Annotated in this window: 13 protein-coding genes; 7 read left to right on the top strand and 6 right to left on the bottom strand. The window is 73.4% G+C overall.

Annotated features, from left to right (window positions below; all coding sequences use genetic code 11):
• Window positions 1-54: 54 nt before the first annotated feature.
• From ABH925_RS11170 to ABH925_RS11155, 4 genes are all read right to left on the bottom strand, one after another.
• The gene (locus tag ABH925_RS11170; RefSeq protein ID WP_370147215.1) at window positions 55-2,253 is read right to left on the bottom strand and encodes a hypothetical protein; all 2,199 of its coding nucleotides are present in this window, start codon (window positions 2,251-2,253) and stop codon (window positions 55-57) included.
• A 303-nt stretch (window positions 2,254-2,556) separates the two neighbouring features.
• The gene (locus ABH925_RS11165; RefSeq protein ID WP_370147214.1) at window positions 2,557-3,042 is read right to left on the bottom strand and encodes a DUF6113 family protein; all 486 of its coding nucleotides are present in this window, start codon (window positions 3,040-3,042) and stop codon (window positions 2,557-2,559) included.
• A complete protein-coding gene (gene mshB, locus ABH925_RS11160) occupies window positions 3,042-4,040 on the bottom strand; it encodes an N-acetyl-1-D-myo-inositol-2-amino-2-deoxy-alpha-D-glucopyranoside deacetylase (protein WP_370147213.1) in 999 nt (332 codons plus the stop codon). The genes ABH925_RS11165 and mshB overlap by 1 nt, the downstream gene beginning before the upstream one ends.
• A gap of 79 nt (window positions 4,041-4,119) precedes the next feature.
• Window positions 4,120-4,314 carry a hypothetical protein gene (locus ABH925_RS11155; protein WP_370147212.1) on the bottom strand — a complete coding sequence of 65 codons (195 nt, stop codon included), beginning with the start codon at window positions 4,312-4,314 and terminating at the stop codon, window positions 4,120-4,122.
• A gap of 269 nt (window positions 4,315-4,583) precedes the next feature.
• On the opposite strand from ABH925_RS11155, the gene ABH925_RS11150 reads away from it, so the two are divergent.
• The 6 genes from ABH925_RS11150 (at window position 4,584) to ABH925_RS11125 (ending at window position 12,102) form a co-directional block, all read left to right on the top strand.
• The gene (locus ABH925_RS11150; RefSeq protein ID WP_370147211.1) at window positions 4,584-6,809 is read left to right on the top strand and encodes an alpha/beta fold hydrolase; all 2,226 of its coding nucleotides are present in this window, start codon (window positions 4,584-4,586) and stop codon (window positions 6,807-6,809) included.
• Between the two features lie 179 nt (window positions 6,810-6,988).
• On the top strand, window positions 6,989-7,981 hold the full coding sequence (locus ABH925_RS11145) for an ABC transporter ATP-binding protein (protein WP_370147210.1): 993 nt from the start codon (window positions 6,989-6,991) through the stop codon (window positions 7,979-7,981).
• A complete protein-coding gene (locus tag ABH925_RS11140) occupies window positions 7,978-8,697 on the top strand; it encodes an ABC transporter permease (protein WP_370147209.1) in 720 nt (239 codons plus the stop codon). Before ABH925_RS11145 ends, ABH925_RS11140 begins: the two co-directional genes overlap by 4 nt.
• 33 nt (window positions 8,698-8,730) lie before the next feature.
• The gene (locus ABH925_RS11135; RefSeq protein WP_370147208.1) at window positions 8,731-10,023 is read left to right on the top strand and encodes a sensor histidine kinase; all 1,293 of its coding nucleotides are present in this window, start codon (window positions 8,731-8,733) and stop codon (window positions 10,021-10,023) included.
• Between the two features lie 29 nt (window positions 10,024-10,052).
• Window positions 10,053-10,625 carry a response regulator gene (locus ABH925_RS11130; protein WP_370147444.1) on the top strand — a complete coding sequence of 191 codons (573 nt, stop codon included), beginning with the start codon at window positions 10,053-10,055 and terminating at the stop codon, window positions 10,623-10,625.
• 79 nt (window positions 10,626-10,704) lie between these two features.
• The gene (locus tag ABH925_RS11125) at window positions 10,705-12,102 is read left to right on the top strand and encodes a glycosyltransferase 87 family protein (RefSeq protein ID WP_370147207.1); all 1,398 of its coding nucleotides are present in this window, start codon (window positions 10,705-10,707) and stop codon (window positions 12,100-12,102) included.
• 78 nt (window positions 12,103-12,180) lie between these two features.
• On the opposite strand, the gene ABH925_RS11120 is transcribed toward ABH925_RS11125, so the two are convergent.
• Together ABH925_RS11120 and ABH925_RS11115 are read right to left on the bottom strand one after the other, a co-directional pair.
• Window positions 12,181-13,053: a transglutaminase family protein gene (locus ABH925_RS11120; protein ID WP_370147206.1), complete on the bottom strand. Its 873-nt coding sequence runs from the start codon at window positions 13,051-13,053 to the stop codon at window positions 12,181-12,183.
• A gap of 72 nt (window positions 13,054-13,125) precedes the next feature.
• Window positions 13,126-14,178 (bottom strand): GNAT family N-acetyltransferase, encoded by a 1,053-nt coding sequence (locus ABH925_RS11115; RefSeq protein WP_370147205.1) that lies wholly within the window; start codon window positions 14,176-14,178, stop codon window positions 13,126-13,128.
• Window positions 14,179-14,290: 112 nt separating this feature from the next.
• On the opposite strand from ABH925_RS11115, the gene fdxA reads away from it, so the two are divergent.
• A complete protein-coding gene (gene fdxA, locus ABH925_RS11110) occupies window positions 14,291-14,611 on the top strand; it encodes a ferredoxin (protein ID WP_370147204.1) in 321 nt (106 codons plus the stop codon).
• Window positions 14,612-14,655: the final 44 nt, after the last annotated feature.

Genomic DNA, 14,655 nt, shown 5'->3' with positions numbered 1-14,655 from the left:
TCCGGGGGGCGCCTCGTTGTCCGGCGGACAGCGCGCCGAGCGGGGTCAGCGGGGTCAGCTGAGGGTGATGCTGTGGTCGCCGTCGGGCTTGCTCAGCAGCTGGACCAGGGCGGTGGCGATGTCCTGCGGGGTCACCGGGCCGAGCGTGCCGTTGTGCTTGATCTTGACGTTCTTGAAGTCGTAGGCGCTCTGCAGCGCCCCGAGGTCGAAGACCGGCACCATCGTGCCGTTGGCGTCCGGTTGCAGGGTCAGCGACTTGCTGAAGGTCTTCTTGCCGTAGAAGTAGGAGACCCCGTGGATCCTGATGGTGAAGGTGTTCTTCATCGCCCACTTGCCGATCGAGTCGGCCGCAGCGGTGACCGCGGCGGCGGAGACCTTGGGCGCGGCGGTGGTCACCGGGATGGTGACCGGCTGGTCCGGGCGTCCCGCGGCGCGGTTCTGGTAGGCCTGCTCCACCAGCGTCATCGCGGCGTCCACGTCCAGGCTCTGGCCGGTCTGCGGCATCACCGTGACCACGCTGCCGTCGGCGGTGAAGTGGACGCTGCCCTCGCGGGTGCCGCCGGCGCTGCCGGAGACCAGCTGCTGCAGCGCGGAGCGCAGCTTGTCGGTGTCGATCCGCACCACCGGGGCGGCCGGGTGGTCACCGCCGCGCAGCGACTCCAGCACCGAGACCGGGTTGTAGCTCTTCTGGGCGACGTTCTGCACGGTGGCGCTGGTGTCGATGGTCAGCCCGGCCACCGAGGGGTCGAGCGGTACCGTCCTGCCCCCGACCACCAGTTGCAGCGGCAGCTTGGCGAGCTTGCCGACGGTGCCGTCGAGGGTGTGCACGGCGGCGTCGCGGGTGTCCCCGCCGATGTTCTGGCCGAGCACGGTGGTGCCCTTGGGGACGTCGGACTGATTGAGCATCAGGCCCGCCCCGTAGGCCACTCCGGAGATCATGACCAGGACGCCGATGCCGGTGACCGCGAGCTTCCGGGCACGGCCGCCCGACTTGGCCTTGGTCGTGCCCTTGGTCGCGCCCTTGGCCCCGGACGTCGCGGCGGAGCCGTCCGCGGTGCCGTCGGCCGGGGGCTTGCGCGGCGGCGCACCCGCCCCGCCGGTGCCGCCGGCGAAGCCGTCACCGGCCGAGGGACGCGGCGCGGGGGGCGCGGCCGACGGAGCCGCGGACGGTGACGCCTGCACCGAGGGCATCGCGGCGGTGGAGTCCAGGCCGCTGCTGAGCCCGGACGGGCGGCTGCCGTTGGCGGCGGGACGCGCGGCCGGCTTCGGTCGCGGTGCGGTGGCCGGCGGCGCGGTGGGGGCTGCGGCGGCGGGCGGCTGCTCGGGCCGGCCGTAGGGCTGCTGCTGGTAGACCGGCTGCGGCGCGGCCGGAGCGGCGGCCGCGACCGGGGGAGCGAAGGGGGAGCGGGCCGGCCGCTCGTAGCCCGGCTGTTCGAACGGCGGCCGGCCGTAGGGCTGCTGGCCGTAACCGGGCTGCTCGTACGTCGGCTGCTCGTATCCGGGCTGACGCGGCGTCGGCTGCTCGAAGCTCCGCTGGTCAAAGGCCGGTGGCTCGAAGGCGGGCGGCTCGAAGGCCGGTGGCTCGAAGGCGCGCCGCGGGGCGGGCTCGGGCGAGGTGCCGGTGGGTCCGAAGCGGTACGGCTCGGGGGCCGGTTCGGGAGCCGCCTGCGTGCCGGGCTGAGCGCCCGGCTGCGGGGCGGGATCCGGTGCGGCCACGGGGGCCTTCTTGCGCGGGGCGAACCAGGTGCTGGGCGCCTCCGGCTCGGCGGACGCCGGAGCGGCCCCGTCGGTACGCCACTCGGGGGGCAGGTCCGGCAGCGAGGGGCGAGTACCGCTGCTGGACTCCATCACGCCGAGCACCGGCGAGCTGCTGGTGTCCGAGCGGTGCCGGTGCCGGGTCGCTCCGGGGGCGGACGCCTCCGACTGCCCGGCGGCCTCGCCGTCCTGGTCGGTCTCGGCGCCGTTGGCTCCGGGCATCGGGCTGCGCACGACCACCGGCGGGATCGGACGGGAGCCCGGGATGTTGATCCGGATCCGGGTCGTCAGCGTGGTCTCGGTACGCGTCTCCTCGGCCGGCGGCTGCGCGGGGCGCGGCGGCTGGCCGGGCTGTCCCGGCTGCTGCGGCTGGCCCGTCTGACCGGCCCGGGAGAACGAGGGGTCGCTGGGAATCCCGTACGGGGGCGTTCCCGAGGGGTAGGCGTCCGCGCCGGGGCGAGGAGGGTTCGACGACGGATTGTCAGATTCTCGGCTCACTGCGTCTGCTCCGGTTCGCTCCGCCGCCTGTGGGACGAGGGTGCGGTTGTGGATCGTCGGTCCCGCGCCGGGGCGCGGTGGGCGGGCAGCACTCGAAAAGACCTGAGCTTCCGCCACCTGAAGGGGCCGATGCCAACGGGCTCGATCACCCCGCCGACACCACCCCCGTGTGTTGCGGCACCACCTTACTGGGGTCGCCCCGGCTCCGGTGCGCCCACCGTGAACAGATGTCGTCCCCCTTGCCCGGGTATGTGCCTGGGCACATCGCCCGGGCACCTGCCGCGGTGGACGGACCCTACCGGGTCAGCGCCGTACCGCGTCACCCGGGACCGTGTCCCGGCCGAGCTGGAACGGCAGCGGCGAGGGCATCGCCGCGCACAGCACCGCGAGGGCCATGCCGCCCAGCAGGAAGACGTAGGAGCCGAGGTTCGCGGCGAGCAGGAAGTCGCCCTCCGGACGCTGGGTGTTGGCGACCAGCAGCACCGCGAACCAGCCGACGGCGGGCAGCGCCGCGCCCACCCGGGTGCCGGTGAACAGCCGGCCGCCGCAGAACAGCGCCGCCGCGCCGCCGAGCGAGAGCAGCAGGCCACCGGGGAACCAGAGGCCCTGGACGAAGCAGCCGGCCAGTCCGACCAGCACGCCCAGCACAGCGAGCAGCGGATAGGCGGCGATCCGCACCGCCCGGCCTGGCCGGGCCGGGGCGACCGGGACACCGCCGGTGCCGGAGCGCGGTGCGGGCACGTGCGCCCGCCCCGGCCGCTGCGGGGGCCGGTCCTGAGGGGTGCTCATCACGCCACACCTCCTTCGGTGCCGACGGGAACGGTGCCGACGGATGCGGCGTCGAGGGGTGCGGTGCCGGCCGGAGCGGTGCCGTTCAGGCCGGCGAAGAGGTCGTGCTCCCGGCCGTCGGCCCCCCGGGGCCCGGCCTCGCCGCGCACCAGCCGGTAGTACTCGACGGCCGGCATCGGCTGGCCGAGGTCGTTGGAGAGCGCGAAGAACGGGCCGTCCACCGCGATCTGGGTGGCGTGCGCGCGCATCGCGGCGGCCTTGCGCGCGACGAAGGCGCTGCCGTCGACCGCGGCGTCGACCTCCGCGTCGGCCACCACTCCGGGTACGTCGTCGGCACTGGCGATGCCGGGGAACGGGGACTCCTTGCCGGCCGCGCGGAGGGCCGCGAAGCCGGCCTCGATCACCGAGCGCGGCACGCAGTTCCAGTACACCTTGGCGATGGCGTGTGCCGGGCCGAGCTCGGGCCGGAACGCGGGGTCGGCGGCCAGCTCGTAGCCGCGCATCGCGACCCGGTGCGCCTGGATGTGGTCGGGGTGGCCGTAGCCGCCGTTCTCGTCGTAGGTGACCAGTACCTGCGGGCGGACCTCGCGGATCACGCCGACCAGATGGCCGGCCGCCTCGTCCAGGTCGGCCTGCCAGAAGCTGTCGGGGCGCTGGTTGCTGTCCACGCCCATCATCCCGGAGTCGCGGTAGCGGCCCGGCCCGCCCAGGAAGCGATGGTCCGTCACCCCGAGCTCGCGCATGGCCGCCGCGAGCTCGCCGACACGGTGCTCGCCGAGGCTGTCCTCACGGTCGGCGGCGAGGTGCGCCAGCTCGGCGCCGATGACCTCGCCCTCCTCACCCAGCGTGCAGGTGACCAGGGTGACCAGGGAACGGTCGGCGCCCTCGGCGGCGTAGCGGGCCATGGTGGCGCCGTTGCCGATGGACTCGTCGTCGGGGTGGGCGTGGACGAGCAGCAGGCGGCGTGCCGCCGAGGGGGCGTCAGGCAGGACTGTCATGGCGCCAGCGTACGGGGAGGCGCTGACGGCCGGCCGGTCGGCACCGGGAGCGGCGGCCGAACGGCTGCGGTCCGGGGCCTCAGAGCTTGATACCGGAGATCATCCCCGCCACGTTCGTGGTCAGGGTGTGGATCGGCTGCGCGATCGAGGTGGAGGCGAGATAGAAGCCCAGCAGCGCGCAGGTGACGGCGTGGACGGTCTTCAGTCCGGAACGCCTGATCAGCAGGATGACGATGATCAGCATCAGGACAGCGGCGGAAATGGGCAGAATCACGGCGACGCACCTCTCGACAGCGATACGGCGGGGACTGCCGCACCGGAGGACGGGGCGGGTATCGGTACACCTGGGTGATACCCGGCGAGTGACTACGGTGTCACTTTCCGTCATCATGCATATGCCGGGGCATCGGTGCATGAGCGGGGCGCACATGTCCGCCGAAGTCCGCGGGCGTGGCGACCGGCGGACGCGCCCGAACGGGCGAGCGAGGGCCGAGGTGCGTTTGCGCCCCACCACGGGCCTCGGGGTGCCCTTAGGGTCGGGTCATGACCACGGAGATCAGCTTCCCGCGCCAGTACTCCCGGACCCTGCGTTTCACCCTGGGTGCGCCCCGCTCCTTCACGGTGTCCCCGGACGGACTCCGGGTCGTCTTCCTGCGCTCCGCCGGGGGGACCGAACGGGCGAACCTGCTCCAAGTGGTGGATCTTCCACCGGCCGATACTCCGTCCGGGCGAACCGGGGAGCGGATCGCGGCCGACCCGGCGACGCTGCTCGACAGCGGCGAGGAGGAACTGTCGGCCGAGGAGCGGGCCCGGCGCGAGCGCAGCCGGGAGGGGTCGGCCGGCATCGTCGGCTACGCCACCGACGCCGAGGTGCGGCTGGCGGCCTTCGCGCTGTCCGGCCGGCTGTTCACGGCCGAGCTGACCGGAGCGGCGGCGGACGCCGGGGGCGGCACCCGTGAACTGCAGGCCGGCGGGTCGGTGCTGGACCCCCGCCCCTCGCCGGACGGCGCCAACATCGCCTACGCGACCGCCGACGGCCAGTTGCGGGTCGTCGGCGCGGACGGTACCGGGGACCGCGCCCTGGCGGGTCCCTCCGGCGCCGAGGACGGCGAGGTGACCTGGGGCCAGGCCGAGTTCATCGCCCAGGAGGAGATGGACCGCGGCCGCGGCTACTGGTGGGCCCCGGAGGGCGACCGGCTGCTCGCCACCCGGGCCGACACCACCCCGGTGCAGCGCTGGTGGATCGCCGACCCGGCGAACCCCGAGCGCCCGGCCACCGAGATCGCCTACCCCCGGGCGGGCACCGCCAACGCCGAGGTGACGCTCTTCGTGCTGGGCCTGGACGGCTCCCGGGTCGAGGCGCTCTGGGACCGCGAGGCGTACCCGTACCTGGCCCGGGTGCACTGGTCGGCGGGCGGGCCTCCGCTGCTGCTGGTGCAGGCCAGGGACCAGCGCAGGCAGCTCACCCTGGCGCTGGACCCCGACACCGGTGGCACCACGACCGTGCACACCGAGCAGGACCCGGTCTGGGTCGAGCCGTACCAGGGCGTCCCGGCCTGGACCCCGGACGGGCGGCTGATCCGGATCGAGGACCTCGACGGCGCTCGGGTGCTGGCAGTGGGGGACGCCGTGCTGAGCACGGCGGCGCTGCAGTTGCGGGCCGTGCTGGACGTGGGCGAGCAGGACGTGCTGGTCTCCGCCGCGGCGGGCGAGCAGGCGGCCGACCCGGAGCTGGGCGAGGTGCACCTGTACCGGATCTCCTATCAGGACCCCGGCGCCGGTCCGGTCCGGGTGACCGACCGGCCGGGGTACCACTCGGCGGTGCGCTCCGGGGCGGTCACCGTGGTCTCCGCCGCCGCGCTCGACCGCCCGGGACCGCGGGTCACCGTGGTCCGCGAGGGCGGCGAGGGCGGCGAGGGCGGCGAGGGCGGCGGGGTCGGCGAGGGCGGCGGGGCCGGTGCGGGGCCGATCACGATCGCCTCGCTCGCGCAGACCCCGGTGCTCACCGCCCGGCCGGTGCTGACCCTGGCCGGGAAGCGCCGCATCCCCGCCGCGGTGCTGCTGCCGACCGGCTACGACCGGGACCGGGACGGCCTGCTGCCGGTGCTGATGAACCCCTACGGCGGCCCGCACGGGCAGATGGTGCTGGCCGCGCAGAACGCCCACCTCACCTCGCAGTGGTTCGCCGACCAGGGCTTCGCGGTGGTGGTCGCGGACGGCCGGGGCACCCCGGGGCGCAGCCCCGGCTGGGAGAAGGCGATCGCCTTCGACTTCGCCGGCGCCACCCTGGACGACCAGGTCGAGGCCCTGCAGGCGCTGGCCGAGGAGCACCCGCTGGACCTCGGCCGGGTCGGCATCCGGGGCTGGTCCTACGGCGGCTACCTGGCCGCGCTGGCGGTGCTGCGCCGCCCGGACGTGTTCCACGCGGCCGTGGCCGGCGCCCCGGTGACCGACTGGCGTCTCTACGACACCCATTACACCGAGCGCTACCTCGGCCACCCGGACCGGCGTCCCGAGGTGTACGCGGAGAACTCGCTGCTGGCGGACGCGCCGAAGCTGACCCGCCCGCTGCAGCTGATCCACGGTCTCGCGGACGACAACGTGGTGGTCGCGCACACGCTGCGGCTGTCCTCGGCGCTGTTGGCCGCGGGACGGCCGCACGAGCTGCTGCCGCTGTCCGGGGTGACCCATATGACGCCGCAGGAGGAGGTGGCGGAGAACCTGCTGCTGCTTCAGGTCGCCTTCCTGCGCCGGTCCCTGGGGATCTGAGGGGGGATCTGCCGGGATCCGAGGGGATCCCGGCAGGGGGGAAGTGCCGCGCCGTCACGGTGCCGCCCATGACATCCGTCATGCCGCGGTCAGGAGGCGCGGCACTGCCCCGGGGGTGTGCCGCTCCGCCAGTCTTGGTGGTGTCAGCGGGAACGGCACGACAGGGAGCAGGCCAGGCGATGAGCACGTCGGTGGAGCAGGTCACGGGGGCGGGTCTGAGGGGACCCGGCTCCGGGGAGGTCGCGGCCTTCCGCAACGTCAGCAAGAGCTTCGGCCCGGTGAAGGCCGTCAACGACATCAGCCTCACCCTGCACCCGGGGGAGACCGTCGCCTTCCTCGGCCCCAACGGTGCCGGCAAGTCCACCAGCATCGACATGCTGCTCGGCCTGAAGGACCCGGACGCCGGCAGCATCACCCTGTTCGGCGGCACCCCGCGGCAGGCCATCATGGACGGCCGGGTCGGGGTGATGCTGCAGAGCGGCGGCCTGATGCCCGACGTCAAGGTCCGCGAGATGCTGAAGTTCGCCAGCGACATCCACCCGCGCGGCTACGACGTCGAGGACGTCATGAAGACCGCCGGGATCACCGACATCGCCGACCGCAAGGTCGACAAGCTCTCCGGCGGCCAGGAGCAGCGGGTCCGCTTCGCGCTCGCCACCGTCGGCGACAGCGATCTGATCATCCTGGACGAGCCCACCACCGGCATGGACGTGACGGCCCGGCAGGCCTTCTGGTCGGTGATGCGCGCCCAGGCTGACGCCGGCCGCACGGTGCTCTTCGCCACCCACTACCTGGAGGAGGCGGACTCCATCGCCGACCGGGTGCTGGTGGTGCACCGGGGCCGCCTGATCGCCGACGGCACCGCCGCCGAGATCAAGGCCAGGGCCGGACTGCGCAAGATCGCCTTCGACCTGCACCCGGAGGACGGCGTCCCCGACCTGGGACTGCTGAGCCGGCTGCCGTCCCTGTCCGGGCTGGACGTCAGCGGCCACACGGTCCGGATCCGCAGCAACGACGCGGACGCCACCGTCGCCGCGCTGTACCGCGCCGGGTTCTACCCGCGCGGCCTCGAAGTCACCGGCGTGGGCCTGGAGCAGGCCTTCATCGCCATCACCGGCGAGCAGGACGCCGCCGACGAGTCCGCCGCGCTGGCGAAGGAGAACGCACGATGATCACCCTGATCAAGGTCGAGGTCCTGCGGATCCTGCGCAACAAGCGCTTCCTGTTCTTCACCCTGCTGTACCCGGTCGTGATGTACCTGATGTTCGTCTCGATCTGGGGGAACAACGCCCCGGCGCCGGGCCTGTCGGCGAAGACCTACTTCATGGTCTCGATGGCGACCTTCGGCACCGTCGGCGCGGCGCTGAGCACCGCGATGCGGATCTCGCTGGAGCGCAAGAGCGGCTGGACCCGGCAGCTGCGGCTGACCGCGCTGCCCGGCTGGGGCTACGTCACCGCGAAGATCCTGGCCTCCTCCGCGGCCACTCTGCTGGCCATCCTGGCGGTCTTCGCGGCCGGGATCGCCGAAGGCGTCTCGCTCTCCGCGACCGAGTGGATCGGCCTGGTCGCCGCGATCTGGATCGGCAGCTTCGTGTTCTCGGCCCTGGGTGTGGCGCTCGGCTACTCCGCCGCGCCCGACTCGGTGCAGCCGGTGATGATGGTCTGCTACATGCTGATGGCGGTCCTGGGCGGTACCTGGTTCCCGCTCACCGGCACCATGCAGAGCATCGGCCAGTACACTCCGGTCGGCCTCTACAACCAGCTCGGCAAGGTCATCGAGACCGGCTCCACGGCCCAGCTGTCCCAGGTCGTCGGCCTGGCCGGGTACCTGGTGGCCTTCGCCGCCCTGGCCGCCTGGCTGTACCAGCGGGACCGCAAGGCGGCCTGACGACCCGACCGCGGTGCGAAGGGAGACCACGAGATGAGGCAGGAGCCGTCCGCGACGGACGACCTGTGCGGCGGCGAGACCGGCGTCGGTACCCGGGCCGGGCGCGGGTCCGGGGGCGGTGAGATCCGGATCGGGATGCGTCCGGAGAACCGCCGCCAGCAGTTCGTGAAGCTCTGCTGGATGTCGCTGTGGATGATCTACCTGGCCTATCCGGTCAGCGATCTGATCGTCAATCCGCACAGCCTGGCCGCCCGGGTGGCCGGCTGGACCTGCCTGGTGGCCTTCCTCGGCTGCTACGTCGTCCTGGTGCTGCGCCGCCAGGCCGCCGGGGAGGTGGCCCGCTGGAGCCCGACGGCCGGCGTGCTGCTGGCCTCCATGCTGGTGATCGCGCTGGTCAGCTGCTTCGGGCTGAGTGACAACTGGCTGGCGCTGTTCAGCTACACCTCGGTCGCGGCCGGGGTGGTACTGCCCCCGCGCTTCGCCATCTACGGGGTCGGCCTGGTGACCGGGACCGTGGTGGTCACCGGCCTGCTGCTGCACACCAACGAGGCCGCGCTGATCCCGATCACGGTCTCCGCCTTCCTCGGCGGCGCCGGGATGACCGGGCTGCAGCGGCTGGTGCGCACCATGCAGGAGCTGCGCGAGGCCCGGCAGGCGGTGGCGGCGCTGGCCGCCTCCGACGAGCGGCTGCGGATGGCCAGGGACCTGCACGACCTGCTGGGCCACTCGCTCTCGCTGATCACCCTCAAGTCCGAGCTCACCTCGCGCTTCCTGGACCAGGAGCGCTACGAGGAGGCCCGGGCCCAGGTGGCCGACATCGAGACGGTCAGCCGGCAGTCCCTGGTCGACGTCCGCGAGGCCATCGGCGGCTACCGCAGGCCCAAGCTGGCGGTGGAGATCGCCGCCGCCCGCACCGCGCTGGCCGCCGCCGACATCGAGGCGGACACCGACCCGACCATCGCCGACCCGCATCCGGGGCTGGGCCCGGACGAGGAGGGCGCGCTCGGCTGGGCGCTGCGCGAGGCGGTCACCAACGTGGTCCGGCACAGCGGCGCCGACCGCTGCACCATCCGCCTGGCCGAGTACCTGGAGGACGGCGGCCGCCGCTCGCTCCGGCTGGAGATCGTCGACGACGGCGCCGGGCCCCGTCGCTCCACCAGCCCGGGAAACGGCCTCACCGGCCTCGCCGAGCGCCTCGAACTCGCCGACGGCCGGCTGGAGACCGGCCCGGGCCCGCGGCACCACGGGTTCCGGCTCTGCGCCTCGGTGCCGCTGCGCCGCACCCCCGACCGGGCGGAGGCGGCGACCGGTACCGTGCACACGTGATCAGAGTTCTGCTGGCGGAAGACCAGGGCATGGTCCGGGAGGCGCTGGCCGCGCTGCTCGGGCTTGAGGGTGACATCGACGTCGTCGCGCAGGTGGCACGGGGGGACGAGGTGGTGGCGGCCGCGCTGGAGCACGAGGTCGACGTCGCGCTGCTGGACATCGAGATGCCGGGAATGACCGGGATCGAGGCCGCGGCGGAGCTGCACCGTAAGCGCCCGGCGACCAGGATCGTGATTCTCACCACGTTCGGCCGGCCTGGCTATCTGCGCCGGGCCATGGAAGCCGGCGCGGACGCGTTCCTGGTGAAGGACGCCCCGGCGGCCCAGCTGGCGGAGGCGGTACGCCGGGTGCTGCGTGGCGAGCGGGTGATCGACCCGACCCTGGCCGCGGCCGCGCTGGCCGAGGGCGCCAACCCGCTGACCTCGCGGGAACGCGATGTGCTCGCGGCGGCGTCGGACGGATCGGCCAACACGGACGTGGCGAAGGCGCTGCACCTGTCGGAGGGAACGGTGCGCAACTACCTGTCGGCGGCCATCCAGAAGACCGGCGCCCGCAACCGCACCGAGGCGGTCCGGATCGCCCGCGAGAAGGGCTGGCTCTGAACGCGGCCCGGGCCGTCCGGGACCGCTGGTCTAGAATCCAGCGGACGACGGATCACAAAACGATGCGGGGGCACGGGTCGTGGATCGCGAGAAACCCGGTGCGACAGCACTGGAGCCGGTAAAAGGCCAGACCAGCGGCCGAAGCAAAGAGTTCGGTAATAGAGGGCGAGGCGTCGGACTGCTCTCGGTGAAGCGCCGGAGAATTCCCGCCTACGCGGTGTATGCCCTGGTCATCACGGGTGCGGCGATGTCACTGGCGATGTACGCGATGGTGCGGCACGCCACCCGGGTGGACATGGTCGACATGATCGTTTATCGGGCGGAGGGGGCCACCGTCCGAAACGGCCAGAATCTTTACACCATGATCGTTCCGCATTTCAACCTCGCGGCCACCTATCCGCCTTTCGCGGCCCTGCTGTTCGTGCCGACATCGTTCCTTTCGATCGGGCTGCTGCGGATCCTGGTCACCGGCGCCAATCTGGGACTGCTGGGGCTGCTGGCCTGGCTCTCGTTCCGGCTCGCGGACTGGCCGCGCCGGTCGGTGCGACCGCTCGCGGTGATAGGGCTGGTCGGCGCCGGGGTCTGGCTGGAACCGATCTGGACCACGCTCAAGTACGGGCAGATCAACCTGCTCATCGCCTGCCTGGTGCTGGCCGACCTGACCCGCCCGGACCACGCCCGCGGCAAGGGCCTGCTGATCGGCATCGCCACCGGGCTCAAGCTCACCCCCGGGGTCTTCGGCGTCTACCTGCTGCTGACCGGCCGCCCCCGGGCGGCGCTGGTCTCCTTCGCCGGCTTCCTCGGCACCGCGCTGCTCGGCTGGATCGCGCTCCCCGGCGCCTCGGTGAGCTTCTGGACGCACTACCTCTACGACTCGCACCGGGTCGGGGTGACCCAGATCTCCGACAACCAGTCACTGCGCGGCGCCCTGGCCAGGCTGCTGCACGAGCCCGACCCGGGTCTGTCCTGGGCGGTGCTGGCGGCGGTCACCGCGGTGGCCGGTCTCTCCATCGCCGCCTGGACCTCGCGGGCCGCCCGCTGCGTCCCGCACGCCGAGGCCTGGGGGGTGGTCTGCACGGCGGTCACCGCGTTGCTGATCTCCCCGATCAGCTGGACCCACCACTGGGTCTGGTGCGTACCGCTGCTGGTGCTGCTCGCCGCCGAGACGGCGACCGAGATCCGCCGCCCGCGCGCCCGGCGGCATCTGCGCTGGCGGCTGCTGCTGGCCGCGGCGCTGGCGGTGTTCCTCGGCTACAGCATGTGGATCGCGCCGCACTCGCCCCGGGAGGCACTGGTGCTGCCCGCCTGGGAGCAGCCGCCGGCGTCGCCCTATGTGCTGTTCGGAGTGCTGCTGCTGGCCGCGGCGCTGGTACGGGTGGTCCGCAGGCGGCGCGCCTCGCCGATGCTGGTACGGATCCCGGCGCAGCGGCGCCGCTCGGAGCCGGTGCTGGCCGGGGCCGGCGAGCGCTCCGGCTGAGGCCGGGCGACCCGGGTCGTCCGGCCTGCTCGATGCCGGCCTGGCTGGCCTGGTCTGCCCGGTTCCGGCCCGGCCCGGTCAGTTGAGGCGGTGCCGGGCGGCCTTGGCCTCCAGCCGGACCCGGGCCGCCGACTCCGGGTCGAAGGCGTCCAGGATCGTCGCGTAGGAGTCCATCTCCGCCGCACCCTCCACGAACCTGCCGGTCTTCACCATCAGTTCGGCCCGCTCCAGCCGGAGCTGGGCCGGGTGCCGGGGCAGCAGCAGCGACAGCTCGGTCGCCCACAGCTGGGTCCTGGCGTGCTCCGGCCGGGCCGCCGCCCAGCTGCGGATGTTGCCCAGCACCCGCAGCACCATCTCCAGCGGTTCGGCGGGGCGCAGCAGTTCGGGCGCCAGCCGGGCTCCGGGGTCAAAAGCACGCGCCTCGGCGGTGATGGCCTCGGCGTCCTGGTAGGACAGCACCCGGCCGCCGTGGAACGGGTCCGCGAGCACATGCTCGCCGTCCGGATCGCCCACGCCGACCACGAAGTGGCCCGGCAGGGCCACCCCGTAGACGGGCAGGTCGAGCATGCGGGCGACGGTGATCCAGACCACCGAGACGGTGATCGGCAGCCCGCGTCCCCGGCGCAGCACCTGGTGCAGCAGCGAGGACTCCAGTCGCCGGTAGACGCCGGGCCCGCCGCGCAGGTCCGCCGACCCGGCCAGCGCGCCGGCCAGCAGCGCGGCGGTCTCGGCGGGGGAGCGGTTGTCGCTGCCGCGCAGCGCGGTCCCGGCCAGCGCCGCCAGCCGGTCCAGTGCCAGCCGCGCGGGCGCCAGGCAGGCGTCGATACCGGCCTCGTCGGCGTCCGGGACGGCCAGGTCCACCTCGAAGCCCATCAGCAGGCACAGCAGAGCGAGATCGGGCGCGGCGCCCCGAGCCTCGGCGCTGAACCGCTCTCTGCTGTCCTCGGTCATCGCGGGGGATTCTATGCGGACGGCGGACGGGTGCGGCGGCATCAGCCCGCGGCGCGCGGTCCGCCGCGTGGACTAGCGCGCCGGCGGCTGCGGGGCGCGGCGGTAGTGGTAGCGGTGGTGGGTGCTGAAACCGAAGCGCCCGTAGAGCCTCAGTGCGGCCTCGTTGTCCGCCTCCACCTGCAGGTATGCCAGGTCCGCGCCCTCGTCGGCGGCAGCCCTGGCGAGCGCCGCCAGGACGGCCGTGGCCAGCCCGCGGCGGCGCTGCTCGGGGGCGACCTCGACCGCGCCCAAGCCCGCCCAGCGGCCGTCCACCACGCAGCGGCCGATCGCGGCGGCGCCCGCCGGACCGCCCTCGGGGCCGGGGATGACGGCGAACCAGACCGACGGTCCGCCGGAGAGCACCGCCAGTGCCGGTCCGGCCGTGGCCGGGTCGGCGGAGTGGTGGTAGCGCGCCAGCCAGTCCGGCCCGGGGGTCCGGCTCAGCACGACCGCGTCGGTCGGGGCGCAGCCCACCAGCGGGGCCAGCGGCGCGGTCTGCAGCAGCGCCTCCGCCTCGACGGTCCAGCCGCGCCCGGCCAGTTCGGCGGCCAGGGAGTCGTCGGTGTCGCCGCCCGGGCCGCCGGTGGTGAGCTGCAGGTACGCCGACAGGCCGCGCTCGGCGTACCACTCGGTGGTCCGCTCCAGGGCCCGCTCCAGCGGCAGTCCGGGGCCGCCGTCCACCAGCACCGAGTTGGCGCGCCGGGTGAAGCCCGCCGAGGCCCGCAGGGTCCAGCCGCCCAGCGGCGCGGTCTCCACCGGCGGCCAGCCGCGACCGGCGATCCGCTGCAGTTCCACGCTGCCCACCGCCCGGTGCGCGGCCACCGCCCCGCGCCCGGCGCGAACCGGAGCCGGAGGCACCGCCTTGCCCGCCACCAGCAGCTTCTCCATGATGTGGACCTCCTCGCCGGCCCGATTCACCACGGTGAGCACCCCTTCGTCCCACGATGTGAGCACGCCGATCACGTCGCGGAACTCCGGACGGCCTTCGACGACCCCGGAAATTCGCCGCACCGAAACGCGTCGGCCCAGGTCAGCGGCGGTGATCTGGATCTTCGAGCGTCCTTGTCCGATAGTGTTGTCAGCCATACCCGCTACCTCCGGTGCAACCGTCGTCCTGAAACGGCGATACTAGGGGCGGGCATCGACGACGCCGCGCTTCCCTGCGCGAATGCCAGCCCCTACGAGGAGGAACGTCAGCGTGACCTACGTCATCGCGCAGCCTTGTGTCGACGTGAAGGACAAGGCCTGCATCGAGGAATGCCCCGTCGACTGCATCTACGAGGGCAAGCGGTCCTTGTACATCCACCCCGACGAGTGCGTGGACTGCGGTGCGTGCGAGCCCGTGTGCCCGGTCGAGGCCATCTTCTACGAGGACGACACCCCGGACGAGTGGAAGGACTACTACAAGGCGAACGTCGACTTCTTCGACGACCTCGGCTCGCCCGGCGGTGCCTCCAAGCTCGGCCTGATCGACAAGGACCACCCGTTCATCGCGGCGCTCCCGCCGCAGAACCAGTGATTCCGGGCCTGGTCCTGTGAACCACGTGCCCCACAGCACCGCCG

Origin of the sequence: Streptacidiphilus sp. EB129 (genome assembly GCF_041262645.1) — a bacterium.
Classification (GTDB): domain Bacteria; phylum Actinomycetota; class Actinomycetes; order Streptomycetales; family Streptomycetaceae; genus Streptacidiphilus.
Note: the sequence above shows the minus strand (reverse complement) of the source record. Positions and strands in the feature narration are given on the sequence as shown.

Excerpts from the sequence above, each read along its gene's own strand:
- ABH925_RS11130 (WP_370147444.1), top strand. The coding sequence starts at position 10,053 with ATGGTCCGGGAGGCGCTGGCCGCGCTGCTCGGGCTTGAGGGTGACATC.
- ABH925_RS11145 (WP_370147210.1), top strand. The coding sequence starts at position 6,989 with ATGAGCACGTCGGTGGAGCAGGTCACGGGGGCGGGTCTGAGGGGACCC.
- ABH925_RS11135 (WP_370147208.1), top strand. The coding sequence starts at position 8,731 with ATGAGGCAGGAGCCGTCCGCGACGGACGACCTGTGCGGCGGCGAGACC.
- ABH925_RS11115 (WP_370147205.1), bottom strand. The coding sequence starts at position 14,178 with ATGGCTGACAACACTATCGGACAAGGACGCTCGAAGATCCAGATCACC.
- ABH925_RS11120 (WP_370147206.1), bottom strand. The coding sequence starts at position 13,053 with ATGACCGAGGACAGCAGAGAGCGGTTCAGCGCCGAGGCTCGGGGCGCC.
- ABH925_RS11150 (WP_370147211.1), top strand. The coding sequence starts at position 4,584 with ATGACCACGGAGATCAGCTTCCCGCGCCAGTACTCCCGGACCCTGCGT.
- ABH925_RS11140 (WP_370147209.1), top strand. The coding sequence starts at position 7,978 with ATGATCACCCTGATCAAGGTCGAGGTCCTGCGGATCCTGCGCAACAAG.
- ABH925_RS11165 (WP_370147214.1), bottom strand. The coding sequence starts at position 3,042 with ATGAGCACCCCTCAGGACCGGCCCCCGCAGCGGCCGGGGCGGGCGCAC.
- mshB (WP_370147213.1), bottom strand. The coding sequence starts at position 4,040 with ATGACAGTCCTGCCTGACGCCCCCTCGGCGGCACGCCGCCTGCTGCTC.